Below are 26,209 nucleotides of genomic sequence, written 5' to 3'. Positions count from 1 at the left end.
TGCGCCGTCGCGGGTCCATGCTGGTAGAAGAGGCGATGCCATGCGTACCGGAAGTGAACCGACGACTGCACGCAGTCCTCTGCGGCTGCGGCTCTGGCTGAGTGTATGGGGCCTGGCCTGGGCTGTCTTCGGCCTGACTGCCTTCATCCTGGTTGGGCGGCCCGGCTGGGCGGTCGCCTGCGGAGTACTGCTCGTCCTGGTCCTGGCGGATCTGGCCGTGGTCGTCCACCGCATCCGGCAGGGCTCGCGCCACCAGCCGGACCGCACGGTCCCGCCGTACGAACCGCATGGCGGAGGACGGCGACGGTACGGGCACTGAACCGGCGGCGCGCGGGCGGCAGGCTCAGCCCTCCGCGTCGAAGCGGGCCGCCCTCAGGTACTCGGGATTGGGGTCGAGCGCCGCCGCCAGCCGGAAGTGACGGGTGGCCCGCTCCGGGTGGCCTGCCCGCTCGAAGGTGCGGGCCAGCGCGAAGTGCGCGAACGCGTTGTCCGGTTCCCGTTCCAGGACGAGTTCGAATTCGAGCTCGGCGGGGCGCAGTTGGGCGGCCGCGAAGAAGGCGCGGGCGCGCAGCAGCCGCGCGGCGGTGTTCTCCGGGTGGGAGGCGATCACCGAGTCGAGCAGCTTGACGGCGCCCCGGGGATCACGCGCGGCCAGCAGTTGTTCGGCCGCGCGGAAGTCGATGACGTCGGTTTCCGGGTTCCTCTGGGGCACAGTCGCATCCTTCCCTCGGCCGCCTGGGTGTGAACGTCCTTCCGTGATCCGGTATTCCGGTCCGGGTCAGCCCGCGGCGGCCCGCCGCGCCAGCTCCGCCCAGACCGTGCGGACCTGCGGCTCCAGTGCCTCGACCGGCCCGTCGTTGTCGATGAGCAGGTCGGCGATGGCGAGACGCTCCTCGCGGGTGGCCTGCGCGGCCATCCGGGCCCGGGCGTCCGCCTCCGTCATGCCGCGCAGCCGCACGAGACGCTCGAGCTGGGTCCCGGGGGCGGCGTCCACGACGACGACCAGGTCGTACAGGGGGGCGAGGCCGTTCTCGGTGAGGAGGGGGACATCGTGGACGACCACGGAACCGGGACCGGCGGCCCGTTCCAGCTCGGCTGAGCGGGCCCCCACCAGCGGGTGGACGATCGCGTTGAGAGCGGCGAGCCGTTCGGCGTCGGAGAAGACGATGGAGCCGAGCTTCGGCCGGTCCAGGGTGCCGTCCGGGCTCAGGACATCGGTGCCGAACGCCTCGACGACGGCGGCGAGCCCGGGGGTGCCGGGTTCGACGACCTCACGTGCGATCCGGTCCGCGTCGACGAGGACGGCTCCGTGGCCGACGAGCAGCCGTGACACTTCGCTCTTGCCGGCGCCGATACCACCGGTCAGGCCCACTTTCAGCATGGGCGGCAGCCTAGTGGTCCGGCCCCGGGGACGGACCGGCCGCCCTGCGTCGCCGTACCGGAACGGCCGGGGGACGCAGGGCGGTGGTGGTGACGGTCAGCTGTCGCCTTCCCGTTCGGCCAGGAAACGCTCGAATTCGAGGCCGATCTCGTCGGCGGACGGCAGGTCGATGGGCTCGGCGACCAGATTGCCCCGGGTCTCGGAGCCGGCGACCGCGTCGTACTGGTGCTCAAGGCCCTCGACCAGCGAGACGAGTTCCTCGTCGCCCTGGCCGATTTGACGGTCGATCTCCGTCTGGGTGCGGTGCGCCTCGGTGCGCAGCGCATGGGCGATGGCCGGCAGCACAAGACCGGTCGCGGCCGTGATCGACTCCAGCGCGGTGAGCGCGGCGTCGGGATACGAGGAGCGGGCGACGTAGTGCGGTACGTGGGCGGCGACACCGAGCACGTCGTGTCCGGCCTCCATCAGCCGGTACTCGACGAGGGCCTCGGCGGAGCCGGGCACCTGCGCCTCGTCGAACGGGCTGCGGTGGCCGGGCATGAGGTCGGTGCGGTTTCCGTGCGGGGTGACGCCGACGGGGCGGGTGTGCGGGACGCCCATCGGGATGCCGTGGAAGTTGACCGCGAGGCGCACACCGAGCCGCTCGACGATCTGCTCGACGGCGGCGGCGAACCTCTCCCACTCCACGTCGGGCTCGGGCCCGGACAGCAGCAGGAACGGCGCCCCGGTGGCGTCCTGGACGACCCTGACGTCCAGCGTCGGCGTCTCGTACGACGACCAGCGGTCGCGCTTGAACGTCAGCAGCGGGCGCCGTGCCCGGTAGTCGACGAGGCGGTCGTGGTCGAAGCGGGCCACCACCTGGTGCGGCAGCGATTCGAGCAGGCCGTCGACGATCTGCTCACCGGTCTCACCCGCGTCGATGTATCCCTCGAAGTGGTAGAGCATGACCAGACCGGCCGACTCCTGGGCAAGCGCCATGTCGACGACAGCCAGGCCCTTCGGGTCCCATTCGTACAAACTCTGCGGATCAGGCACGGTTACCGCTCCTCCTTGTGTTCCTGAAGAAGAACGCCCCGGGGGGCACGGGCATTCCCTCCCGTGCCCCTTCACATGGTGTTTACCCAAGTACCCGTGCGTGCAGTGCGGTGACCGCCTTCCGTGCGGAGGTGAAGGCGCCGTGCTGCCAGGCGTCGGCGTGGCTCAGGTAGTCACCCGCGAAGTAGACCCGCCCGGCTGCCTGGTTGAGCGGTGCGAAGGCCGGGGCGTCCGGGCCTCCCGACAGGGAGTGCCAGGCCGCCTCCAGGTACGGGGTCTGCCGCCAGTGGTGGGAGAACGACGTGGCGAGTTCCGTCCGGTATTTTTCGCCGTGGATCTTCACACCCTGGGCGACGGCCCGCGCCTCCCGCTCAGCCGGGCCGAGGGCGCCGTACGCGTCGGCGTCGGAGCCGGTGTTGTAGTACCCGATGATGGTGCCGCGCCTGCCCTGGTGGCCGTAGGAGGGATACCAGATGTGGGCGAGGTCCAGGTCCGTCTCCGTGATGCCGCCGTAGATCCGGTGGTCGCTCTCCCACCAGCGGCTCCGGTACTCCAGGCCGATCTTGCCGGCCGAGGACGGCCTGCAGGCCTCCAGCGCGCTCTGGACGGCCGGACCGAGGTTGTGTGCGGTCTTCGCCAGGATGTTGGGCGGCAGTGCCGCGACGCAGTAGTCCGCCTCGATACTGCGGGTGCGCCCGGACTGCGTGTAGGTGACGGTGACTCCGTGGGCGGCGTCGGTGATCTTCGTGACGGCCGCGCCGGTGCGGATCCTGCGCTCGCCGATCGCCCGGGTGAGCGCCGCGGGTATCCGGTCCATGCCGCCGACCGGCTGGAACATCAGCATCGCCTGGTCGTACTCGAACTCGAAGGAGAAGTAGCGCCCCACACCGCTGGCGAAGACCTCGGATGCGGACGGCGCCGGGCCGAGCTCCACGCCTGGGGTGCCCGCGGCGGCGGGGTCGACGCGGTAGCCGCGCCGGGGGCTGCCGGTGTAGTCGAGCGTGTCGCCGATGTCGCCGAAGTCCTTCAGGAACTCCATGAGCCGCTCCTGGTCGTCGGCCGTGATCTGCCGGTCGAGCGCCCCCTTGTCGGTTGCCTTGGAGAGGAGTTCGGCCACATAGCCGTACACGTCGGCCTTGGCGGTGCGGTAGCGCACCGGGGCCTTCATGCCGGCTTTCTCGTTGTAGATATACGCGTTGGCGTTCACGTTGGTGAACACCTCGATGGGCACGTCCAGTTCGCGGCAGTAGTCAAGGGTGACCATCCACTGCGGGATCCGGCCGGGCCCGCAGTTCATGTACTGGCCGTCGCTGAACCGGGCCGTCTGCCGGCTGCCGTGGAGGTCGGTGGTGGAATCCCCGCCTCGCACGGTGAAGTTGCGGCCGCCGGTGCGACCGCGGGCCTCCAGCACCGTCACGTCGTAGCCCGCCTTGCCGAGCTCGTAGGCGGTGGCGAGGCCGGCGATGCCGCCGCCCACGACGACCACCTTGGCCGCGGCCCTGCCCGTCAGACTGAAGTCGCCCTCGCTGGGGGCCCGGAAGGCCGGTTCGCGGCTCTCGGCACGGGCGGTGGGTGCGAGGCCGAGCGCCCCCATGGTGGCGAACATCGCGCCCGCTCCGCCGGTGATCCCGACATTGCGCAGAAAGGTGCGGCGGCTGTCGCCCGGCAGCATGGGCGAGTGGTGCGGGGTCTGGGTCATATACCGGCTCCTGTTCGGATCCTGAGGTTGCCGGGATCCTGGCAAGGGCGTGTTACGTGCCGTCAGCTACTCGTGTATCCCGCACGTTTCTCTCTGTTCACCCCGGCCGCCACCCACGGGGCAATGGTCCAGACCTTGACACGCCATCACCCCGTCCCTACCGTCACTGGGCAGCACGTTCAGAACCTCGCCCCACGTTCATGTACGAGAACCCTGAACCTCTGACGGGAAGGCACCCCCATGCGCCCCCGCACACTGCTCCCCGCCCTGCTCGCTACCGCCACCGCCACCGCCCTCGCCGTCGGCGGCCCGGCTCTCGCGTCGGCCGCCGACGCGGAGGCCGCCGGCGCTGCGGCCGTCATCGAGGTGTCCACCGCGGCACAGCTCAAGTCGGCCCTCACCGAGGCCGGTCCGGGCGACACGATCCACCTCGCGGACGGCACCTATACCGGCAACTTCAAGGCGACCGTCGCCGGCAGCGCCTCCGCCCGCATCACCCTGACCGGTTCCGCCGGGGCAGTCCTCACGGCGGGCGGCGGCTACGGACTGCACCTCAACGGCGCCTCGTACTGGACCGTGCAGGGCATCACCGTCTCCGGCGGCCAGAAGGGGATCATGGCCGACAGCGCCGACGGCGTCGTCATCGACTCGGTGACCGTGCACGATCTCGACATGGAGGGTGTCCACTTCCGCAAGTCCAGCAGCGACGGCGTCATCAGGAACTCGCGGATCTACGACACCGGTCACGACGGCCGCGGCATGGGCGAGGGCGTCTACGTCGGCACGGCGGGCGATCTCTCCGACAACAGCGACCGGGTCCAGATCCTGGACAACACGATCGGTCCGGACGTCGGCGGCGAGAACGTCGACATCAAGGAAGGCACCACGGGTGCGCAGATCGTCGGCAACACCTTCGACGGCAACGGGCTGACCGGGGCCAACTACGACGACTCCTGGGTCGACGTGAAGGGCAACGACGTGCTGGTCGAGGGCAACCACGGCTCCCGTACGACCAACAACGGCTACGAGACGCACAGCCAGCAGAGCGGCTGGGGCTGCGGGACGGTCTTCCGGGACAACGCCTCGGACCTGTCCGGCTCGACGGGCGACAAGCAGCTCGCGTTCAACGTCACCAACTACAGCGCAGACTGCCCCACCACGGTCCGCGGCAGCAACACGGTGACCGGCGGCAAGGGCCTGACGAACATCGACGTCACCCCGTAGCGCCTGCCGGGAAAAAGAGTGAGGCCCGCTCCCCGAAGGGAGCGGGCCTCACTTTCAGCTACTGCAACCGATGACCGGCCGGAGAGTCAGAGCGTCAGCTCTGGCCGCCCGCCAGCTTCTCGCGCAGGGCAGCCAGGGCCTCGTCCGACGCCAGGGCGCCGGAGTTGTCCGCGGACTCCGAGGAGTAGGAGCCGCCGCCGCCACCGCCACCGCTGCCGCCCGAGGCAGCCGGAGCCGCGCCGGCCGGGGCAGCAGCGCCCTCGGCAGCAGCGGCCTCGTCGGCCTCGCGGGACTTGATGACCTGGGCCTGGTGCTGCTCGAAGCGCGTCTGCGCCTCGGCGTACTGCGTCTCCCAGACCTCGCGCTGAGCCTCGAAGCCCTCGAGCCAGTCGTTGGTCTCGGGGTCGAAGCCCTCGGGGTAGATGTAGTTGCCCTGGTCGTCGTAGGACGCGGCCATGCCGTACAGGGTCGGGTCGAACTCGACCGAGGCCGGGTCGCCACCGAAGGACTCGTTGGCCTGCTTCAGCGAGAGGCTGATGCGACGACGCTCGAGGTCGATGTCGATGACCTTGACGAAGATCTCGTCGTTGACCTGGACGACCTGCTCCGGGATCTCCACGTGGCGCTCGGCCAGCTCGGAGATGTGGACCAGGCCCTCGATGCCCTCGTCGACGCGCACGAACGCACCGAACGGAACGAGCTTGGTGACCTTACCGGGAACAACCTGCCCGATCTGGTGCGTCCGGGCGAACTGCTGCCACGGGTCTTCCTGCGTCGCCTTGAGCGACAGGGAGACACGCTCGCGGTCCATGTCCACGTCGAGAACCTCGACGGTGACCTCCTGGCCGACCTCGACAACCTCGGAGGGGTGGTCGATGTGCTTCCAGGACAGCTCGGAGACGTGCACGAGACCGTCGACGCCACCCAGGTCCACGAAGGCACCGAAGTTGACGATCGAGGAGACGACGCCGGAACGGACCTGACCCTTCTGGAGGGTCGTGAGGAACGTCTGGCGGACCTCGGACTGGGTCTGCTCGAGCCAGGCACGGCGGGAAAGGACCACGTTGTTGCGGTTCTTGTCCAGCTCGATGATCTTGGCCTCGAGCTCCTTGCCCACGTACGGCTGGAGGTCGCGGACGCGGCGCATCTCGACGAGCGACGCCGGCAGGAAGCCACGGAGGCCGATGTCGAGGATGAGACCACCCTTGACGACCTCGATGACGGTACCGGTGACGATGCCGTCTTCTTCCTTGATCTTCTCGATGGTGCCCCAGGCACGCTCGTACTGAGCGCGCTTCTTCGAGAGGATCAGGCGGCCTTCCTTGTCCTCCTTCTGGAGAACCAGGGCCTCGATCTCGTCGCCGACCTTGACGACCTCGTTCGGGTCGACGTCGTGCTTGATCGAGAGCTCGCGGCTCGGGATGACACCTTCGGTCTTGTAACCGATGTCGAGGAGGACCTCGTCGCGGTCAACCTTGACGATGACACCGTCAACGATGTCGCCGTCGTTGAAGTACTTGATCGTCTCGTCGATCGCCGCGAGGAACGCGTCCGCGTCGCCGATGTCGTTGACCGCAACCTGCGGAGTGGTGGCGGTGGTCTCGGTGCTGCTCGTCATGTGGGAAAGGGCTCCGGTACGGACAGTGAGTCGAAGTTACTGCTACGCCGTGAGCCCGTATCGCCTCTGCAGAAGCCGGACAGCCTGGGAAGCGCCGAATCCCGCGAGCGGGAGGCGCCTCGTGAACCGAGGGGACATACAACAGATGCGAGCGCGGCCTGCTAGGTCTGAGGCGCGCAGGCTCGCAGCGCAACTTGTAGCATACGGGGGCAGCAGGGCAGGGTCAATGCGCGAAGGCGCACACCAGGGGCGGAACGCCCCATACCCGGCACAACTCGTGTTCACCGAGGCCACATCGGTCCCGGTGGTGTCCCGGACACACGGGTTCCGTACTCACAGAACCCCCCTGGTACATACCGCGTACGACGGGGTGAAGGCAAACTACAGCGACGGGCACGATGAGCCAAGAGATCAACCCGGCCGAAACCGAACCCGAGCCGACACGCCGCAGCGCGGACGAGGCCGAGAGCAGCCGGGCCAGCCGCGGCTGGTGGAACCGCAACGCCGACGAGTACCAGAACGAGCACGGGACCTTCCTCGGCGACGACAGGTTCGTCTGGGGCCCGGAGGGCATCGACGAGACGGAGGCCGGGCTCCTGGGGCCCCTGGACGACCTGAAGGGCCTGGACATCCTGGAGATCGGGGCGGGCGCGGCGCAGTGCTCCCGCTGGCTGGCCGCCCAGGGCGCCCGTCCGGTCGCGCTCGACCTCTCCCACCGCCAGCTCCAGCACGCTCTGCGGATCGGCGGCGGCGTCCCCCTGGTCGAGGCCGACGCCGGGGTACTGCCCTTCCGCGACGGCAGCTTCGACCTGGCCTGCTCCGCCTACGGCGCGGTGCCGTTCGTCGCCGACCCGGTACAGGTGTTCCGCGAGGTGCACCGGGTGCTGCGCCCCGGCGGCCGCTGGGTCTTCTCGGTCACGCACCCCATCCGCTGGGCGTTCCCGGACGAGCCGGGGCCCGAGGGCCTGTCCGTCGCCGCCTCCTACTTCGACCGCACCCCCTACGTCGAGCAGGACGAGCAGGGCGCGGCGGTCTACGTGGAGCACCACCGCACACTCGGTGACCGGGTGCGGGACGTGGTGGCGGGCGGATTCCGGCTGGTCGACCTGGTGGAGCCGGAGTGGCCGGAGTGGAACAGCCAGGAGTGGGGCGGCTGGTCGCCGCTGCGCGGCAATCTGATCCCCGGAACCGCCATCTTCGTCTGCGAGCGCGACTGAGGCACCGGCCGGTGCGGGGCGCGGCGGCGGACCGTACGAGACTGGGGCCGTGATCCGCACCGACGCCCTGGACCTGCTGCCCGTCCGCACCGCCGTGCCCGCACTGCGGCAGGCCCTCGACGACCGTGGTGTCGCGGTGCTGTGCGCGCCGCCCGGCACCGGCAAGACCACCCTCGTCCCCCTCGTCCTGGCCGGGCTGACCGGCGACGGACCGCCGCGCCGGGTCGTGGTCGCCGAGCCCCGGCGGATCGCGGCCCGTGCGGCGGCCCGGCGGATGGCCTGGCTGCTGGGCGAGCGGACCGGCGAGCGCGTCGGGTTCACCGTGCGCGGGGAGCGGGTGGTGGGTCCTGACACCGTGGTGGAGGTGGTCACCACCGGGGTGCTGCTCCAGCGGCTCCAGCGCGACCAGGAGCTCGCCGGCATCGATGTGGTGATCATCGACGAGTGCCATGAACGCCATCTGGACGCGGACACGGTGGCCGCGTTCCTCCTCGACGTACGCGCCGCGATCCGGCCCGATCTGCGGCTGGTCGCCGCGTCGGCGACGACGGACGCACAGGGCTGGGCACGGCTGCTCGGCGACGCACCGGTGGTCGAGGCCCAGGGGGTGTCATACCCGGTGGAGGTGGTGTGGGCGCCGCCGCCGCGGCCGGTGCGGCCGCCGCACGGGATGCGGGTCGATCCGGCGCTGCTGGCCCATGTCGCCTCGGTGGTGCGGCGGGCGCTGGCCGAGCGGGACGGCGACGTGCTGTGTTTCCTGCCCGGCGTCGGCGAGATCGGCCGGGTGGCGGGGCAGCTGTCCGGGGTGGCGGCCGAGGTGCTCCAGGTGCACGGCCGGGCCCCGGCTGCGGTGCAGGACGCGGTACTGGCCGGTTCGTCCGAGGGGCGCCGGGTGGTGCTGGCGACCTCGGTGGCGGAGTCGTCGCTGACCGTGCCGGGGGTGCGGACCGTCGTCGACTCCGGGCTGGCCAGGGAGCCGCGCACCGATCACGCCCGCGGGCTGAGCGCGCTGACGACGGTACGGGCCTCGCAGGCGGCGGGCCGCCAGCGGGCGGGCCGGGCCGGCCGGGAGGCTCCCGGGGCGGTCTACCGCTGCTGGGAGCAGGCGGAGGACGGGCGGCTCGCCCGGTTCCCCTCCCCCGAGATCAAGGTGGCCGACCTGGCGGCGTTCGCACTCCAGGCGGCCTGCTGGGGCGATCCGGAGGCCACCGGTCTCGCGCTGCTCGACGCCCCTGCGGCCGGTGCGATGGCCGCCGCCCGCGAGGTGCTGACGGCGGTCGGCGCGGTGGGCGCGGACGGGCGGGTGACCGAGCGGGGCGTACGGATGTCCCGGCTGGGGCTGCATCCACGGCTGGCGAGGGCGCTGCTGGACGGGGCGGCCTCGGTCGGCGGGCGCCGGGCCGCGGAGGTGGTGGCACTGCTCAGTGAGGAACCGCCCCGGGAGTACGGGGACGATCTGGCCGCCGCATTGCGCACCGCGCGCCAGGGCAAGGACTCCTATGCGGCCCGCTGGCGCCAGGAGGTGCGGCGGCTGTCCTCCTCGTCCAAGGGTGCCGGTGGCGGCGGTTCCGGTCCGGATGACGCCGCGGTCGGGCTGGTGGCCGCGCTGGCCTTTCCGGAGCGGGTGGCGCGGGCCCGGGGCGAGGGGGCGTTCCTGATGGCGTCCGGCACGGGCGCCGAGCTCCGGGACGGCTCACGGCTGCGCAGTGCGGCATGGCTCGCGGTCGCGGTCGCGGACCGTCCGGCGCTGGCGGCGTCGGCGCGGGTCCGGCTCGCCGCGGTGATCGACGAGGACACGGCGCGGCTGGCCGCCGGGCATCTGCGGTTCGCGGGCGAGGAGGTCCGCTGGGACGGCCGGGACGTGGTGGCCCGCCGGGTCGAACGCCTCGGCGCCGTCGAGCTGTCGGAGCGCCCTCTGAAGCAGCCGGATCCCGCCCTGGTCCGCGAGGCCCTGGTGGAGGGGCTGCGCCGGGAGGGGCTCGGCCTGCTGCGCTGGACCCGGGACGCCGGGCAGCTGCGGGAGCGGCTGGCCTTCCTGCACCGCGAGCTGGGTGCACCCTGGCCCGATGTGTCGGACGAGGCGCTGCTGAGCCGTACCGAGGAGTGGCTGGAGCCCGAGCTGTCGCGGGCCCGGCGCCGCTCCGCGCTCGCCGGGATCGATGCCGGGCAGGCACTGCGCCGGCTGCTGCCGTGGGCGACCGGTGAGGCGGCTCGGCTGGACGAGCTGGCTCCGGAGCGGATCGAGGTGCCGAGCGGTTCGCGGATCAGGGTGGAGTACGGCGGGGCGCAGCCGGTGCTCGCGGTGAAGCTCCAGGAGCTGTTCGGTCTCCAGGAGACCCCGCGGGTGGCCGGGGTGCCCGTCCTGGTCCATCTGCTCTCCCCCGCCGGCCGCCCGGCGGCGGTGACGGCGGATCTGGCGTCGTTCTGGCAGGAGGGCTACAAGGCGGTGCGTGCGGAGCTGCGCGGCCGCTATCCGAAGCACCCGTGGCCGGAGGACCCGACGACGATGGAGGCGACCCGGTTCACGAAGGCCCGGCTCAGGCGGGAGTAGGTTCCGGGTCCGGGACCGGCTCCGGTGCGGGTTCCGGCCTCGGGGTGCCCGGCCGCCTGGAGCGGGCCTCCAGCCACAGCGCGAGGGCCAGGAGCGCGGCACCGAGGGCGAGGAAGCCCCAGGGCAGGTATGAGGTGAGCAGCAGGACGAGCACGCGCTGGGACTTGACCAGGTCGACGATCGAGGCGATGTAGTCCTCGCGCATCTTCACGTCCCCGGCGAACACGGTGACGGTGTCCTTGGGCATGCCCATCGCCTTCGCGTTCCGCATCTCCTCCTTGTGGACCTCCTCGCCGTTGACCGGCGCACCGGTGACCGGGTCGACCCAGAACATCCGCTTGGTGGTGTACCAGCGGGTCATGCCGGTCTTGGCGATCTGCTCCGGCGTGATGCCCTTGATCGGCATGGTCTTCGGCATGGGGACCTTGGTCCACGGGATGGTCTGCTCGAAGTAGTAGACCTCCATGCCCCGGAAGTTCTGGGTGCCCTTGTAGTGGATGGGCGAACTGGTGCGGGTCTGGGCGTCGAAGTACTCGTAGTCGCGCTTCTCGGTGAGGAAGGGCCATTTGAACTCGATGCCCTCGCGGTTCACCGGGTCGCCGTCGACCATTTCACCGGTGGCGTGGACCGGGTCCTGGCTGTGTGCGTCGAAGATGTAGCGCTCGGGGATCTTGGAGACCATCTTGCCGTCGGGGCCCTGCACATAGGAGAGGGCGTCCCACACGACGACGTCGCGGCCGGCGCTGCGCTCGATCTTCTCGGACTCCTCCACGTTGCCCTTGAGGGTCTGCACGATGGTGAGCTTGTCGACCTTCTTGGCCGTGAGGGTGCTGTAGTCGAGGAGGGTCGCGGGCTTCGCCTCCAGCACCGTCTCCTGGTACTGGCTCGGCGGGATCTTCGCCAGCCGCGGGAAGGCGTACCAGCGCAGCAGCGGTGACAGCGCGGCGAAGAAGACGGCGAAGGCCAGGAGTACGAGGCTGGCTCGGCGGCGCATGGGTGTCCTCCCTCTGCATTCCGTGGTGCGGACGGCTAGTTCTTGGGGCCCGGGACGGTGGTCAGCAGGGGTTTGGGCGAGGTCTCGCCGGGTGGTGCGCCCACCGCGCTGATGGTGAGCACGAGGGCGAGGGCTGCGGCCAGTCCGATGGCGGCGGCGACTAGGGCGCGCATGCTCGGCCTCCCGGGGCACAGAACTGATGGGGCGTCAGGGCTGGGGCACCGTAGCAACCGGGGCGCGAGATGAGAACACCTGAAGTGCCCTCCGGTCGATGCTCTCTCCGGCCGGAGGGCAGGAGATTTCCGGCCGCCCCTCCTGTGACAGCGGGTTCCATGCGCTCCGGAGGACCGCGGGCGGCCTCAGCGCAGCAGGAGACCGACGGCGGCCGCCAGCCGTTCGCGGTAGAAATCCCGGGACTCGGCCTGGTGCTTGAGGCCGATCGACGTGCTGATCAACGTCTGCGCGAGGGGCCGGGCCGCCTCTCCTGCCGACTCGGCGGTGATCGCCCGGGTGACCAGTTCCTCGAAGCGCCGCGGCGCGGCCTGGACGATCTCGCCGAGAAGGCCGGGGTTGTCCTCGATGACCCCCGTGACATCGCGGGTCAGCGGGCCGATGTAGCGGCCCGCCCACTGGTCGAAGGCCTCGACGAGCCGCTCCGCGAGGGGGCGCCCGGTGTCGGCCAGGACGCGTTCGACGGCCGCGATGTCGCGCTCGAGGGCCTGGGTGACCGCGGCACGGAACAGAGTCCCCTTGGAGGAGAAGAGGAAGTAGAGCCCGGGGCGGGAGATGTGCGCCGCCCGCGCCACCTCCTCCATCGACGTCCTGCGGTAGCCGAACCGCGCGAATGTGACCAGGGCGGATTCCAGGACCAGGGCCCGCCGGCCGGTATCGGCGACGGTCGACGGCTGGTGACCGGTCTCGGGACTGCTCATGGGAGGAGCATACGAGCGGGCGACGCACTATACAAATAGAGTTCAGTACGTATAGTCGCCGTCATGGCTACTCGCGAACCGGTCACCACCCCCTTCGACGCGTCCAGCACAGCGGACGACGTGCTGCGGGGCATCGATCTCACCGGGGTCCGCGCGATCGTGACGGGCGGTTCCTCCGGGATCGGCGCCGAGACCGCTCGCGCACTGACCGCTGCCGGAGCGGAGGTGACACTCGCCGTGCGCAACACCGACGCCGGTGACACGGTCGCCACGGCGATCGAGGGTTCGACCGGAGGGATCCGGCCCCGAGTGGTCCGGCTCGACCTGGCCGACCAGGCCACTGTCACGCGCTTCACCGACACGTGGACCGGCCCGCTCCATCTTCTGGTCAACAACGCGGGTGTCGTCACCGCCGGCCTCGAACGAACCCCCGAGGGCTGGGAGTTGCAGTTCGCGACCAACCATCTCGGTCATTTCACCCTCGCCACCGGACTGCACGACGCCCTGGCGCTGGGAGCCTCGGACCGTGACGGAGCGCGGATCGTCTCGGTCAGTTCGACGGCACACATGCGTTCCGGCATCGACTTCGACGACCTCCACTTCGAGCGCCGCGCGTACGACCCCCAGATCGCCTACGCCCAGTCGAAGACGGCGAACTCCCTCTTCGCCGTCGAGGCGAGCCGCCGATGGGTGTCCGACGGCATCCTGGCCAATGCCGTGAACCCGGGCGGCGTCGCGACCGGGCTGCAGCGGAACTTCACCGCACGGCAGAGGGCATCCCTCGACGCGGCCGAGGCCGCCGGGGTCTTCACGTACAAGACGGTCGGGCAGGGTGCCGCCACGACCGTCGTCGCGGCCGTCGCCCCTCAGTTCGCCCGCTTTGGAGGCCGCTACCTCGACGACGGGCAGGAGGCCCGCACCGTGCCGGACGACGCCGAACTCGCCCAGCACCCGCACGGTGTCAAGGAATGGGCGCTCGATCCTGCCACCGCCGAACGCCTCTGGGCGGTCTCGGCCGGCCTGCTCGGCGACTGACCTCTCACCGGTCCGCCCCGCAAGGGGAACAGCCCCGCCGCCGGGTTCCGGCGAAGGGGCTGTTTCCTGATGGCCGCGCGATCAGGCGGCGGCCTCGACCGCGAGCTCGATGACGACGGTGGCACCGCCCTCGGTGGTGAGGCGCAGCTTGTACGTGCCGGCGGTGTCGTCGGCGTGGATCTTCGGCAGGACGAGCTTGCCGTCGTCGTCGGTGCTCAGGTCCGTGAGGGTGCGGACCGGCTTGCCGTCCTTGTCCTCGAAGTACGGGCCCTTGTCGTTCTCGACCGGCTTCAGCCCGTCGGTGATCATCGTGGCGGTGACGGCGACGCCGTGGGCGACGGCGTCCTTGTACGTGGCCTTGACCTCGACCTTGCCGAAGACGGCGCCGGGCGCGGCGGTGAGCTTCTCGGTGCCGGTCCTGGCGATCTCGTCGGCCTGCCGGGCGGTGACCGTCGCCTTGTAGTCGACGGGGGGCAGCGAGGTGCCGGTGGCCGTCGCGCGGACGGTGAACCCGCCGGTCTTCTCGCCCGCCTTGAGCACCGGCGCGGTGGCCGTGCCGTCGGCCCCGGTGGTGAGGGTGACGGTGCGCAGGCCGCTGTCGAACGCGGCGTCCGTGTCACCGGTGACGGTGAAGGTCACGGACACCTTGGCGAGCGGGCCGCCGACACCGTTCCTGGCCCGGACCTTGATCCGCTCGCCGAACTCCTCGCCGGCCGTGGCGGTCAGCGGGCCGGTGCCCGCGTTCCGCAGCCCCGCGAGGACCTTCGACGGAGCGGGCTCGGCGACCGGCGGCGGGGACGAGGGCTTGCCGCCCGATGCGTCCGGGTCCGTCGGCGTGGGGCTCGGCTTCGACGGCGGCTTCGGGGTCGTCGAACCGTGCGGGGACGGCGAGGTCGAAGGCGAGGGCGAGGTCGACGTGGACGGCGACGGTGACGTCGTGGAGCCGGTGCGGTCCCGGTCCGTGCCGCTTCCGAGGTCGGCCGGGAGGACACCGGTGCCGTCCGGGACCTCGTGGGTGCCGCGCTTGTAGTACTCGAACCAGGAGCGGACGGTACGCAGATACTCGTCCGAGTGGTTGTAGCTGAGGACCGCACGGTCCAGGTCGGCGGCGACCGACAGATCGCGGGACCCGGCGCAGAGGTAGCGGCCGGCGGCAAGCGCCGCGTCGTAGATGTTGTTGGGGTCCTTGCGGCCGTCACCGTTGCCGTCCTGGCCCCAGGTCTCCCAGGTCGACGGGATGAACTGCATCGGGCCGACCGCGCGGTCGTGCGTCGAATCCCCGTCGTAGGCACCGTTGTCGGTGTCCTTGATCAGGGCGAAGCCCTGGCCGTTGAGGGCCGGGCCGAGGATCGGGGAGAGCGTGGTGCCCTGCGCGTCGACACGGCCGCCGCGGGCCTGGCCTGACTCGACCTTGCCGATCCCGGCGAGGAGCTGCCACGGCAGCCGACAGGCGGCGTCGGTGCCCGCGACGGTCTGCTGCGTCTTCTTGTACGCCGCCAGGATCGAGGCCGGTATGCCGGATTCCGCGCTGCCTGTCACCGGCAGATCGACTGAAGTGCCGGGCTTGTTCGGCGTGTTGAGCGGCGGCAGGTCCGTGAAGTAGGGCGAGTTGCCGGAGGCCGCGTTACTGTCCGACGAGTCCGAAGGCGTCGAACCCGCGGCCGGCTGGTCACCGTCGGCCGCCGTCAGCGGAGAACCGGGGGCCTGTGAGGCGGAAAGTGCCGCGACAGCGGCGGCGGCCACAGCAGTCGTGGTCGCCCCTCTGCGCAGTCGGCGACCGAATTGCGCTGCCATAACGTGTGGGCCCTCCCCCTCGTCGGCTGTCCGCGCTCCCCTGCGCCTGGACTCAGGCGACCCTACGGCAACTTGTGCCGCCCGAACACAGCGACCGGACCGCTTCTTACCGGTTTCTCACGTTCGGCGATCACAGGTTGTCCAGTGGGCAAGTACGGTCCCCCGTCGCCGTGGAGGACGCCTGCAGGCCGCCGCGGCACTTCCCGGCAGCCTCTCGCAGCGTTCCGGGGGGCCGGGTGCGGGCGTCCGGGCGTCGTCCGTCGTCCGCACCCCGGCGGCGCCGGAGCCCTCAGGAGTGCTGCGGGTCGCCGGCGCCGCGGCCGTAGCGGGCGAGCATCGTCGTGACCGCCTCGTCGACGGCGTGACCGACGTCGGCAGGCGCGGGGCTCCAGTCGGCGAGCAGCATCCGCGGCCACAGGACGTAGTTGGCGATCATTCCGAGGAACTGGTTGGTGGCGCTCTCCGCGTCGGGTACCACCGCGGTGCCCGCGGCGTGCTCGGCCTCCAGATAGTGCTGGACGGAGATGAAGTAGGGCAGCTTGCCCAGCTCGAACTGAGCCCGTCCCAGTTCCGGGAAGCGCGGCAGTTCGGCGATGACGATGCGGAAGAGGGCCGCCATCGCGGGCCGGCCGATCAGGTCGGCGTACTGGCGGCCGATCGCGCTCAGGCCGGCGCACAGGTCACCGGGGTGCGTCGCGGGCGCCGCCGGGTCCGGCCCGCCCTTCCAGTACTCGGTGACGATGGCTTCGAAGAGCGCCGCCTTGGTGGGGAACTGCTTGAACAGCGTGGACTTCGAGACGACTGCTTCCTGTGCGATCTTCGCCAGCGAGGTCCCGTCATAGCCCCGTTCCAGGAACAGCTTCGTGGCCGCTGCGGTGATCGCCTCGCGCTTGCGCTGAGCGAGTCGTTGATGGTGCGCGGAGAGTCCTGCGGTCATGGGGCCCAGTATGACCCATCACGAGGCGAGTCACTTGACTCGCCACTGTGCGGATGTTTACGTGGACGAGGAGGCGAGTCGCACGACTCGCCTCCGGTCGACGGGAGCACTCCCCGCCGGCGTCCTTCCGTTCCCGCAGGGAGAAGCACTCATGGAGTCAGGCAAGATCGCATTGGTGACCGGCGGCAATCGTGGGCTGGGCCGGGCCACGGCCCAGTCGCTGGCCCGGCACGGGCTGCGCGTCATCGTCACCCACCGCGGCGACGCGCAGGAGGCCGAGGAGACGGTCGAGAGCGTTCAGGAAACCGGCGCCGTGGCCGCCGCACTGCGGCTGGACATCAGGGACGTGGCCTCCTTTCCCGCCTTCGTCTCCCACCTGGCCGCGCAGCTGGAGCGCTGGGACGCGACCCGGCTGGACGTCCTGGTCAACAATGCCGGGATCGGGCTGTTCGGACCGCTGGAAGCGGTCACGTTCGACGACTACGACGCGGTGATGGACACCAATGTGCGCGGCACGTTCTTCCTGATCCAGGCGCTTGCGCCCGTGCTGGCCGACGGGGGGCGGATCATCAACGTCTCCTCCTCCCTCAGCCGCCACACCAGTGCCGGCACCTCGGTGTACTCGGCCTCCAAGGCGGCGGTCGAGGTCCTCAGCCGGACGGTGGCCGTGGAGTTGGGGGCGCGCAAGATCCGCGTCAACGCCATCGCGCCCGGGCCGACCGCCACCGACTTCAACGGCGGCGCCATGCGGGACGACGCGCAGATGCGCGAGGGCCTGGGCGCGCAGACCGCGCTCGGCCGCGTCGGCGAACCGCAGGAGATCGGCGACGCCATCGCCGCGCTCGTCTCCGATGACCTGCGCTGGGTCACCGCCCAGCGCCTCGAAGTGTCCGGTGGCGCCCTGCTGTAGGGCCCCGCCCACCCCGTGTGCCCCGCCCCTTACCTGGCAGAACCGGGAGGTGTATCAGTGGACCGTGCAGAACTGAGCGGGACCGCGCCCACCACCGGCGCAGTTGCCCCGCCCGGCTCCGCCCCGCCTGCCTCATCACCAAGTTGGCCGGCCCGCCCTCGGGCGGCGGCAGAACACGCCCCCGGCGGGGACGGCCGCTCACACATACTTCCACCATGCCGTTCACCCTCAGCCATGCCGCAGCCGTCCTGCCGGGGCTCCACCGCGACGGAACGGGGCGCGGGCCGCTCGTCGCCTCCGCCCTGGTCGCCGGTTCGTTCGCCCCCGACCTCACGTACTACGCGGACACCGCCGTTCCGGGCGCCATGGAGTTCGGGCAGGTCACTCACGCGTGGTGGGGTGTGTTCACGGTGGACGTACTCATCACCGCGGCGACGGTCGCGCTGTGGCTGCTGCTGCGCGAACCGCTGGTCGCGCTGCTGCCGCGCCGCCCCCAGGGACGGGTGCACGCCCTGGTCAGCGGAGCCCGCCGGACACCCGGGCAGGGGCCGTTGGGTGTCCGGGACGGTGCGTGGTTCGTCGCGTCGGCGGTCATCGGGGCCGGTAGCCATGTCGTCTGGGACGCGTTCACCCACCACGGCCGGTGGGGAGTCCGGCTGGTGCCGGTGCTCGGCCGGAACGCCGGCGGGTACCCGGTGTTCCAGCTCGTGCAGTACGGCACGTCCGCGCTGGCGCTGACGGTGCTCGCCTGGTTCACCGTGTCCGCGCTGAGGCACACCGGACGGCGGCCGGCACCGGCCGCCGTACCGGTACTGGACCGCCGGACGCGGTGGTACGCGCTCGGCCTCATCGGCCTGTGCGTGCTGCTGGGCACCGTCCACCGGTGCGCGCGCTGGTACGCCTACTTCGGGCACATCGACACACCGCTCGACATCATCCCGACCGCCTGCTTCGGCGCGGGAGCCGGACTGGCGGTGGGGCTGGTGCTGTACGGCGGGTGGATGCGGCTGCGAACCCGGGGTACCGGCGCCCCGCCGCTTCCCGCCGCCGAACGGGCCCGGAACACCGGCCCGTCCGGCGACTGAGCGCATCGCGCCCTGGAGGTGTCCCACCGCGGGCCCGGCCCTGACCGGCGAGACATCCCGATCCGTCCGGGTCAGTGGGCGGCGGACTCCCAGTCCCCTCCGACGCCGACCGACACGTCCAGCGGGGCCCGAAGCTGCACCGCCGTCGACATCTCGTGGCGCAGGATCTTCTCCACCTGCTCGCGCTCACCCGCGGCGATCTCCAGCACGATTTCGTCATGCACCTGGAGGAGCATCCGGGATGTCAGCTTCGCCTCGGTGAGCGCCCGGTCGACGTGGAGCATCGCGACCTTGACGATGTCCGCCGCCGTGCCCTGGATCGGTGCGTTGAGCGCCATCCGCTCGGCCGTCTCCCGGCGCTGGCGGTTGTCGCTGTTCAGGTCCGGCAGGTAGCGGCGGCGGCCGAAGACCGTCTCCGTGTAACCGGTGGCGCGGGCCTCCTCCACCACCCGGTGCAGATAGTCACGGACTCCGCCGAACCGCTCGAAGTAGGTGTCCATCAGACCGCGGGCCTCACCCGCCTCGATGTTCAGCTGCTGGGAGAGGCCGAACGCGGACAGCCCGTAGGCCAGCCCGTAGCTCATGGCCTTGATCTTGCGTCGCATCTCCGGGTCGACGGCCGTCTTCTCGACGCCGAAGACCTGGGAGGCGACCGTGGTGTGCAGGTCCTCGCCGGAGGTGAACGCCTCGATCAGGCCCGCGTCCTCGGAGAGGTGGGCCATCACCCGCAGTTCGATCTGGCTGTAGTCCGCCGTCATCAGCGTCTCGAAGCCCTCGCCGACGACGAAGCCACGGCGGATCGCCCGGCCCTCGTCCGTCCGGACGGGGATGTTCTGCAGGTTGGGGTCGGTGGAGGAGAGCCGGCCGGTCGCCGCCACCGTCTGGTTGAACGTGGTGTGGATACGGCCGTCCGCCCCGATCGTCTTGACCAGGCCCTCGACCGTCACCCGGAGCTTGGCCTGCTCGCGGTGGCGCAGCATGATGACGGGCAGCTCGTGCTCCGTCTGCGCCGCCAGCCACGCCAGGGCGTCAGCATCCGTGGTGAATCCGGTCTTGGTCTTCTTCGTCTTCGGCAGGCCCAGCTCGCCGAAGAGGACCTCCTGGAGCTGCTTGGGCGAACCGAGGTTGAACTCCCGGCCCACCGCGGCGTGCGCCTCCTTGACCGCCTGCTGCACGGCGCCCGCGAACTGCTGCTCCATGCCCTCCAGATGGGCCCGGTCGGCCGCGATGCCGTGCCGCTCCAGACGGGCCAGCAGGATGGACGTCGGCAGCTCCATGTCGTGCAGCAGATCCGCCGCACCGACCTCCCCCAGCCGCGTCGTGAACGCGTCCCCCAGGTCCAGGACCGCGCGGGCCTGCGCCATCAGCGCGTCGGCCTCCGCCCGGTCGTCCGCGCCGAACGCCAGCTGCCCGTCCGAAGCGGCCGCCGGGGCCAGCTCCCGCCCCAGGTACTCCACCGCGAGCGCGTCCAGCGCGAAGGAACGCCGGCCGGGCTTGACCAGGTAGGCGGCGAGCGCGGTGTCCATCGAGACACCCTCGATCCGCCAGCCGTGCTCCGGGAAGACCCGCATCGCACTCTTCGCGTTGTGCATGACCTTCGGCCGGCCGGCATCCGCGACCCAGGCCGCGAACGCCTGCTCGTCGGCCTCGTCGAGCTGGGTGGGGTCGAGCCAGGCGGCGGCCCCGTCCGCCGCGGCGAGCGCGATCTCGGTGACCGTGCCGCTGCCGAGCGCCCAGGTGTCGACCGTCGCGACACCCAGCGGCTGCCCGCCGTGCTCGGCCAGCCACGGAGCGACCTCGCCCGCACCCAGCACCGCACCGTCCAGCTCGATACCCGCGGCCGGTGCCGGGGCCTCGTCCTCGGTCTTGCCGGGATCCACCGCCAGCAGCCGCTCACGCAGGCTCGGATTGCGGATCTCCAGCACATCCAGCACCCCCGTCACCGCGGTGCGGTCGTAGGGGGCGCGCTCCAGATCACCGGGGGTCTTCGGCAGCGCCACGTCCCGGACCATCTCGGTCAGCCGGCGGTTCAGCCGCACCGCGTCCAGATGGTCGCGGAAGTTCTGCCCGGCCTTGCCCTTGACCTCCTCGGCCCGCGCCACCAGATCGTCGAACGAACCGAACTGGTTGATCCACTTCGCGGCCGTCTTCTCCCCGACCCCGGGAATGCCCGGAAGGTTGTCCGAGGGGTCACCGCGCAGCGCCGCGAAGTCCGGGTACTGCTGCGGGGTGAGCCCGTACTTCTCCTCGACCTTCGCCGGAGTGAACCGCGTCAGCTCCGAGACGCCCTTGGTCGGGTACAGCACGGTGACGTTGTCCGTGATCAGCTGGAACGAATCCCGGTCACCGGTGACGATCAGCACCTCGAAACCCGCCGCCTCGGCCTGGGTGGCCAGCGTCGCGATCACATCGTCCGCCTCGAAACCGTCGACCGCGAAACGGTCGGCGTGCATCGCGTCGAGCAGCTCCCCGATCAGCTCGACCTGCCCCTTGAACTCGTCCGGGGTCTTCGACCGGTTCGCCTTGTACTCGGGAAACTCCTCCGAGCGCCACGTCTTGCGGGACACGTCGAACGCCACCGCGAAGTGCGTCGGCGCCTCGTCACGCAACGTGTTCGCCAGCATCGACGCGAAACCGTACACCGCGTTCGTCGGCTGGCCCGCCCCGGTCGTGAAATTCTCCGCAGGCAGCGCAAAGAACGCCCGGTACGCCAGGGAGTGCCCGTCCATCAGGAGCAGGCGCGGTCGGTTGTCTGCCGTCTTGTTCGATGCCGTCTCAGCCACACCCCGATCCTGCCATGTACCACTGACAATCCGGACCGGCGACGGCCCGGCACCCGCTCGCCGGGCCGTCCTCCCGCACCGCGTGCCAGGATCGAGGACAAGGAAACACGCACAGCGGACCCCGCCCGGTCCGCAGCCGGCCCAAAGGGGAAGACGATGGCCACCAAGCCGCCCGCAGGCGACCCGGTCCAGGACGCACCGCAGGTCGAACCGGCCAAACACGCCGCCGCAGGACTGCCGGCCGTCGCCCACAGCCTGCGCATCGCCCAACAGCAGATGGGGGTGCGCCGCACCGCGCAGACCCTCCTCAAGGTCAACCAGAAGAACGGCTTCGACTGCCCCGGCTGCGCCTGGCCCGAGGGCGACAAACGGCACACCGCGGAATTCTGCGAGAACGGCGCCAAGGCCGTGGCCGAGGAGGCGACGCTGCGCCGCGTCACCCCGGACTTCTTCGCCGCCCACCCGGTCGCCGACCTCGCCACCCGCAGCGGCTACTGGCTCGGCCAGCAAGGGCGCATCACACAACCCGTGTACCTGCCCGAAGGCGCCGACCGGTACGAGGCCGTGACCTGGGAGCGCGCGTTCGCCATCATCGCCGAGGAGCTCACCGCCCTCGACTCCCCCGACGAAGCCCTCTTCTACACCTCCGGCCGCACCAGCAACGAGGCCGCGTTCCTGCTCCAGCTGTTCGCCCGCGAATTCGGCACCAACAACCTCCCCGACTGCTCCAACATGTGCCACGAGTCCTCCGGCTCCGCGCTCACGGAGACCATCGGCGTCGGCAAGGGCTCCGTCTCCCTGGAGGACCTGCACCACGCGGACCTGATCATCGTCGCCGGACAGAACCCCGGCACCAACCACCCCCGGATGCTCTCCGCCCTGGAGAAGGCCAAGTCCGCCGGCGCGAAGATCATCTCGGTGAACCCGCTGCCCGAAGCCGGACTCGAACGGTTCAAGAACCCGCAGAGCCCCCTCGGCATGGTCAAGGGCGCCGCCCTCAACGACCTCTTCCTCCAGATCCGCATCGGCGGCGACCAGGCCCTCTTCCGGCTCCTCAACAAACTGATCCTCCAGACCGAGGGCGCGGTCGACGAAACCTTCGTCGCCGAACACACCCACGGCTACGAGGAGTTCGCCACCGCCGCGGCCGAAGCCGACTGGGAACGCACCCTCGCCGCCACCGGCCTGGACCGCGCAGCCATCGAAGAAGCCCTCGCCATGGTCCTCGCATCGAAACGCACCATCGTGTGCTGGGCCATGGGCCTCACCCAGCACAAACACTCCGTGCCGACCATCCGCGAAGTCGTCAACTTCCTCCTGCTGCGTGGCAATATCGGCCGGCCCGGCGCGGGCGTCTGCCCCGTCCGCGGCCACTCCAACGTCCAGGGCGACCGCACCATGGGCATCTTCGAACGCCCCGCACCGGCGTTCCTGGACGCGCTCGACAAGGAATTCTCGATCACCTCACCCCGCCACCACGGCTACGACGTGGTCCGCTCCATCCAGGCCCTGCGCGACGGCGACGCCAAGGTCTTCTTCGCCATGGGCGGCAACTTCGTCGCCGCGACCCCCGACACCGACGTCACCGAGGCCGCCATGCGGGGCGCCCGCCTCACCGTGCACGTCTCCACCAAGGTCAACCGCTCCCACGCCGTCACCGGCACCCGCGCGCTCATCCTGCCCACCCTGGGCCGCACCGACAAGGACGTCCAGGCCGGCGGCAAACAGTTCGTCACCGTCGAGGACTCCATGAGCATGGTGCACGCCTCCCGCGGCAACCTCACCCCCGCAAGCCCCCACCTGCTCTCCGAACCCGCCATCGTCGCCCGCCTCGCCCGCGCCGTCCTCGGACCCGCGTCCACCACCCCCTGGGAAGAGTTCGAGAAGGACTACGGAACGATCCGCGACCGTATCTCCCGCGTCGTCCCCGGCTTCGACAACTTCAACGCACGCGTCGCCCACCCCGGCGGATTCGCCCTCCCGCACGCCCCCCGCGACTCCCGCCGCTTCCCCACCGCCACCGGCAAAGCCAACTTCACCGCCGCACCCGTCGAGTTCCCCGAACTCCCCGAAGGCCGCCTCCTGCTGCAGACCCTGCGCTCCCACGACCAGTACAACACCACCATCTACGGCCTCGACGACCGCTACCGCGGCATCAAGGGAGGCCGCCGCGTCGTTCTCGTCAACCCCGACGACGCCACCGCCCTCGGCCTCGCCGACGGCACCTACACCGACCTCGTCAGCGAATGGAAGGACGGAGTGGAACGCCGCGCCCCCGGCTTCCGCGTCGTCCACTACCCCACCGCCCGCGGCTGCGCCGCCGCGTACTACCCCGAGACCAACGTCCTGGTCCCCCTCGGCTCCACCGCCGACACCAGCAACACCCCCGCCAGCAAATCCGTGGTGATCCGCTTCGAGAACGTCCGCTGACACCCCGGACCCGCCCCCACCACACAGGCACACTAAGCGTCCGCTCAGCCGTCTGATAAGAACAACGGACACCACACGCAGCAGCGCACCACCGCACAGAGACGGAGCCGGACCCCATGGGCGAGCACACCCCACCCAAGTTCCCCCAGGAGATCATCGACGAGTACGCCGCCCTCGGCGTCGACCTCCCCGCCCTCTTCTCCGCCGGCCACCTCGGCGAACGCATGGGCGTCCGGATCACCGAAGCCTCCGCCGACCGCGTCGTCGGCACCATGCCCGTCGAAGGCAACACCCAGCCCTACGGACTCCTGCACGGCGGCGCCTCCGCCGTCCTCGCCGAGACCCTCGGCTCCGTCGGCTCCATGCTCCACGGCGGCGCCACCAAACTCGCCGTCGGCGTCGACCTGAACTGCACCCACCACCGAGGGGCACGAAGCGGCCTCGTCACCGGCGTCGCCACCCCCGTCCACCGCGGCCGCACCACCGCCACCTACGAAATCGTCATCACCGACGAACAGGACAAGCGCGTCTGCACCGCTCGCCTCACCTGCCTCCTCCGCGACACACCCAGGAACGACGCCTCCTGACACCACAGCAGCACCCAGCCCCACCCCTGCCCGGCCGGACCCCGAATCCGGCCGGGCAGCTCCGTTTCGCCCACAACCACATCCGAATTCACCGAACTTGCACATCCGCACCGACCAACACCCTTGACCGAAAACCCGGTTCTGTGGCCCACTCAGCTGCCACACCCGCCTGCGGACCCGCCACCCCGCGTCGATCACATCGCCTCCGATGTAACACTGCGTAACATCCGCGCAATGTGCCCCCGCCCCGACGCACCCCGACGAACCCGGCCCCGCAGACGCCGGGCACCTCGTCACGCCCCCGCAGACCCTCCCGCATCGCCACGAAGCGACAGCAGCAAGATCGCTTCAAGCCCCTTAGCAGAGCTGCGCGTTCTCAGAATGCGGTCACTTCACGCTCCAGTAAAAAGCCGTACATGTCAGCACAGCCACCTCAAGCCTTCCTCAAAGGCATAACAAGACAGTCACATCATGCGGCTCACCCATCCCCGACCCCCGCCCCTGCCCTTAGAGTCACCGCCAGTCACCGCGCCGCCGGGCGCGTCTGCAGCACGGCCCTGTACCAACCAGTACGGCCCGGCGAACGACACGGCACCTCAAGCAGAGGAGGCCGCGCCAGGGAAAGGACCTTTCGTGCGACACCGTTCTTTGCTCATCCTCACCACAGTGCTCACCACAGGAGCACTGACACTCACCGCCTGCGGGTCGCGCGACGACGACAAGAAGAGCAGCGACAGCGGCGGCACCCAGACCGTCACCATCGGCGTCGACGCGCCCACCACCGGCGACCTGTCCGCCCTCGGTCTCGGCATCAAGAACTCCGCCGAACTCGCTGCCAAGACGGCGAACAAGGACAAGACCGTCCCCGGCATCAACTTCGTCGTCAAGCCTCTCGACGACCAGGCACAGCCCTCCGTCGGCCAGCAGAACGCCCAGAAGTTCATCGACGACGACACCGTCCTCGGCGTCGTCGGCCCCCTGAACTCCGGTGTCTCCCAGTCGATGCAGAAGCCGCTCAACGACGCCAGCCTCACCCAGGTCTCCCCCGCCAACACCGGCACCGAGCTGACCCAGGGCGAGAACTGGAAGACCGGCGACAGGAAGCGCCCCTTCAAGACCTACTTCCGCACCGCCACCACGGACCAGATCCAGGGCGCCTTCGCGGCGAAGTACCTCTACAACGACGCGAAGATCAAGCAGGTCTACCTCATCGACGACCAGAAGCCCTACGGCGCCGGTCTCGCGGCCTCCTTCAAGGCCACCTTCACCAAACTCGGCGGCAAGATCGCCGGAGCGGACCACGTCAACCCCGACGACCGCGACTTCAACGCCGTTGTCACCAAGGTCAAGAAGTCCGGCGCCAAGGCCGTCTACTACGGCGGTGAATACCCCGCCGGCGCGCCCCTGAGCCAGCAGCTCAAGGACAGCGTCAAGATCCCCCTCATGGGCGGCGACGGCATGTACAGCGCCGACTTCATCAAGCTCAACAAGAAGGCCCAGGGCGACATCGCCACCTCCGTCGGCAAGCCCGTCGAAGAGCTCGACTCCGCCAAGAAGTTCATCGCGGACTACAAGACGGCCGGATACAAGGACGCCTACGAGGCCTACGGCGGCGGCACCTACGACGCCACCTGGTCCATCATCGAGGCCGTCAAGATCGCCGTCGCCGACAACGACGGAAAGCTCCCCGACGACGCCCGCGCCAAGGTCCTCGACGCCATGAGCAAGGTCAAGTTCGACGGCGTCACCGGCCCCGTCTCCTTCGACGAATTCGGCGACACCACCAACACCATGATGACCGCCTACCAGGTCGACGGCGGCAAGTGGGCCTCCAAGCTCAGCGAGGTCTACAAGCCGTAACCCGCTCCCGGTCACACACTGGCTGAACTCAACCCGACCGCGGGGGGGGGCGGCCAACGGGCCCCCCCCGGGGCCAAAACCGAACCCACCAACGAGGGCCCGCGGGTGCCGCAAATACCCCAAAACAGGGCCAATGT

Annotated in this window: 21 protein-coding genes; 10 read left to right on the top strand and 11 right to left on the bottom strand. The window is 70.4% G+C overall.

From position 1 onward, the window contains the following. Positions 1-40: 40 nt before the first annotated feature. Complete coding sequence (locus tag ACFVW8_RS22695) at positions 41-319, top strand: DUF6343 family protein (RefSeq protein WP_389692751.1); 279 nt, start codon at positions 41-43, stop codon at positions 317-319. A gap of 24 nt (positions 320-343) precedes the next feature. On the opposite strand, the gene ACFVW8_RS22690 is transcribed toward ACFVW8_RS22695, so the two are convergent. From ACFVW8_RS22690 to ACFVW8_RS22675, 4 genes are all read right to left on the bottom strand, one after another. Then, a complete protein-coding gene (locus tag ACFVW8_RS22690; RefSeq protein WP_389692749.1) occupies positions 344-712 on the bottom strand; it encodes a tetratricopeptide repeat protein in 369 nt (122 codons plus the stop codon). 66 nt (positions 713-778) lie between these two features. After that, positions 779-1,381, bottom strand: coding sequence for a dephospho-CoA kinase (gene coaE, locus ACFVW8_RS22685; RefSeq protein WP_389692747.1), 603 nt, complete (start codon positions 1,379-1,381; stop codon positions 779-781). A gap of 96 nt (positions 1,382-1,477) precedes the next feature. Continuing rightward, the gene (locus tag ACFVW8_RS22680; RefSeq protein ID WP_389692745.1) at positions 1,478-2,416 is read right to left on the bottom strand and encodes a PAC2 family protein; all 939 of its coding nucleotides are present in this window, start codon (positions 2,414-2,416) and stop codon (positions 1,478-1,480) included. Positions 2,417-2,498: 82 nt separating this feature from the next. After that, positions 2,499-4,088, bottom strand: a complete 1,590-nt coding sequence (locus ACFVW8_RS22675; RefSeq protein WP_389692768.1) for a flavin monoamine oxidase family protein — start codon at positions 4,086-4,088, stop codon at positions 2,499-2,501. A 267-nt stretch (positions 4,089-4,355) separates the two neighbouring features. On the opposite strand from ACFVW8_RS22675, the gene ACFVW8_RS22670 reads away from it, so the two are divergent. Further along, a complete protein-coding gene (locus ACFVW8_RS22670) occupies positions 4,356-5,339 on the top strand; it encodes a right-handed parallel beta-helix repeat-containing protein (RefSeq protein ID WP_389692743.1) in 984 nt (327 codons plus the stop codon). Between the two features lie 94 nt (positions 5,340-5,433). On the opposite strand, the gene rpsA is transcribed toward ACFVW8_RS22670, so the two are convergent. Continuing rightward, complete coding sequence (rpsA, locus tag ACFVW8_RS22665; RefSeq protein WP_097963511.1) at positions 5,434-6,957, bottom strand: 30S ribosomal protein S1; 1,524 nt, start codon at positions 6,955-6,957, stop codon at positions 5,434-5,436. Positions 6,958-7,355: 398 nt separating this feature from the next. Between rpsA and ACFVW8_RS22660 the strand changes: the two genes are divergently transcribed. Continuing rightward, complete coding sequence (locus tag ACFVW8_RS22660; protein WP_389692741.1) at positions 7,356-8,174, top strand: class I SAM-dependent methyltransferase; 819 nt, start codon at positions 7,356-7,358, stop codon at positions 8,172-8,174. A gap of 49 nt (positions 8,175-8,223) precedes the next feature. Further along, positions 8,224-10,725 carry an ATP-dependent helicase HrpB gene (gene hrpB, locus ACFVW8_RS22655; RefSeq protein ID WP_389692739.1) on the top strand — a complete coding sequence of 834 codons (2,502 nt, stop codon included), beginning with the start codon at positions 8,224-8,226 and terminating at the stop codon, positions 10,723-10,725. Here the strand turns inward: hrpB and ACFVW8_RS22650 are convergent. The 3 genes from ACFVW8_RS22650 to ACFVW8_RS22640 all read right to left on the bottom strand — a co-directional run bounded on the left by ACFVW8_RS22650 (position 10,712) and on the right by ACFVW8_RS22640 (position 12,651). Continuing rightward, positions 10,712-11,719, bottom strand: coding sequence for a DUF3068 domain-containing protein (locus ACFVW8_RS22650; protein ID WP_389692737.1), 1,008 nt, complete (start codon positions 11,717-11,719; stop codon positions 10,712-10,714). The two genes, hrpB and ACFVW8_RS22650, sit on opposite strands and share 14 nt — an antisense overlap. A 35-nt stretch (positions 11,720-11,754) precedes the next feature. Then, positions 11,755-11,892, bottom strand: a complete 138-nt coding sequence (locus ACFVW8_RS22645; protein WP_123469382.1) for an SPW_0924 family protein — start codon at positions 11,890-11,892, stop codon at positions 11,755-11,757. A 186-nt stretch (positions 11,893-12,078) separates the two neighbouring features. Then, positions 12,079-12,651, bottom strand: a complete 573-nt coding sequence (locus ACFVW8_RS22640) for a TetR family transcriptional regulator (RefSeq protein ID WP_389692735.1) — start codon at positions 12,649-12,651, stop codon at positions 12,079-12,081. A gap of 63 nt (positions 12,652-12,714) precedes the next feature. On the opposite strand from ACFVW8_RS22640, the gene ACFVW8_RS22635 reads away from it, so the two are divergent. Continuing rightward, positions 12,715-13,686 (top strand): SDR family NAD(P)-dependent oxidoreductase, encoded by a 972-nt coding sequence (locus ACFVW8_RS22635; protein WP_389692733.1) that lies wholly within the window; start codon positions 12,715-12,717, stop codon positions 13,684-13,686. A gap of 81 nt (positions 13,687-13,767) precedes the next feature. On the opposite strand, the gene ACFVW8_RS22630 is transcribed toward ACFVW8_RS22635, so the two are convergent. Together ACFVW8_RS22630 and ACFVW8_RS22625 are read right to left on the bottom strand one after the other, a co-directional pair. Continuing rightward, positions 13,768-15,480 carry a lytic murein transglycosylase gene (locus ACFVW8_RS22630; RefSeq protein ID WP_389692731.1) on the bottom strand — a complete coding sequence of 571 codons (1,713 nt, stop codon included), beginning with the start codon at positions 15,478-15,480 and terminating at the stop codon, positions 13,768-13,770. Between the two features lie 289 nt (positions 15,481-15,769). Beyond that, positions 15,770-16,417, bottom strand: a complete 648-nt coding sequence (locus tag ACFVW8_RS22625) for a TetR/AcrR family transcriptional regulator (protein ID WP_389692729.1) — start codon at positions 16,415-16,417, stop codon at positions 15,770-15,772. A gap of 151 nt (positions 16,418-16,568) precedes the next feature. On the opposite strand from ACFVW8_RS22625, the gene ACFVW8_RS22620 reads away from it, so the two are divergent. Next, entirely contained in the window at positions 16,569-17,327 is a 759-nt protein-coding gene (locus ACFVW8_RS22620; protein WP_389692727.1) for an SDR family NAD(P)-dependent oxidoreductase, read from the top strand. A 215-nt stretch (positions 17,328-17,542) separates the two neighbouring features. Further along, positions 17,543-18,412, top strand: coding sequence for a DUF4184 family protein (locus ACFVW8_RS22615; RefSeq protein WP_389692725.1), 870 nt, complete (start codon positions 17,543-17,545; stop codon positions 18,410-18,412). A 71-nt stretch (positions 18,413-18,483) separates the two neighbouring features. Here ACFVW8_RS22615 and polA read toward each other — a convergent pair whose 3' ends face one another. After that, positions 18,484-21,195, bottom strand: a complete 2,712-nt coding sequence (polA, locus tag ACFVW8_RS22610; protein WP_389692723.1) for a DNA polymerase I — start codon at positions 21,193-21,195, stop codon at positions 18,484-18,486. Between the two features lie 156 nt (positions 21,196-21,351). Between polA and ACFVW8_RS22605 the strand changes: the two genes are divergently transcribed. The 3 genes from ACFVW8_RS22605 to ACFVW8_RS22595 all read left to right on the top strand — a co-directional run bounded on the left by ACFVW8_RS22605 (position 21,352) and on the right by ACFVW8_RS22595 (position 26,072). Continuing rightward, complete coding sequence (locus ACFVW8_RS22605) at positions 21,352-23,625, top strand: FdhF/YdeP family oxidoreductase (protein WP_389692721.1); 2,274 nt, start codon at positions 21,352-21,354, stop codon at positions 23,623-23,625. 116 nt (positions 23,626-23,741) lie between these two features. Next, entirely contained in the window at positions 23,742-24,212 is a 471-nt protein-coding gene (locus tag ACFVW8_RS22600; RefSeq protein ID WP_389692719.1) for a PaaI family thioesterase, read from the top strand. A gap of 648 nt (positions 24,213-24,860) precedes the next feature. Continuing rightward, on the top strand, positions 24,861-26,072 hold the full coding sequence (locus tag ACFVW8_RS22595; protein WP_389692766.1) for a branched-chain amino acid ABC transporter substrate-binding protein: 1,212 nt from the start codon (positions 24,861-24,863) through the stop codon (positions 26,070-26,072). The last annotated feature ends 137 nt before the right edge of the window (positions 26,073-26,209 follow it).

The sequence above is a fragment of the Streptomyces sp. NPDC058221 genome (genome assembly GCF_042882365.1).
Classification (GTDB): Bacteria; Actinomycetota; Actinomycetes; order Streptomycetales; family Streptomycetaceae; genus Streptomyces.
Note: the sequence above shows the minus strand (reverse complement) of the source record. Positions and strands in the feature narration are given on the sequence as shown.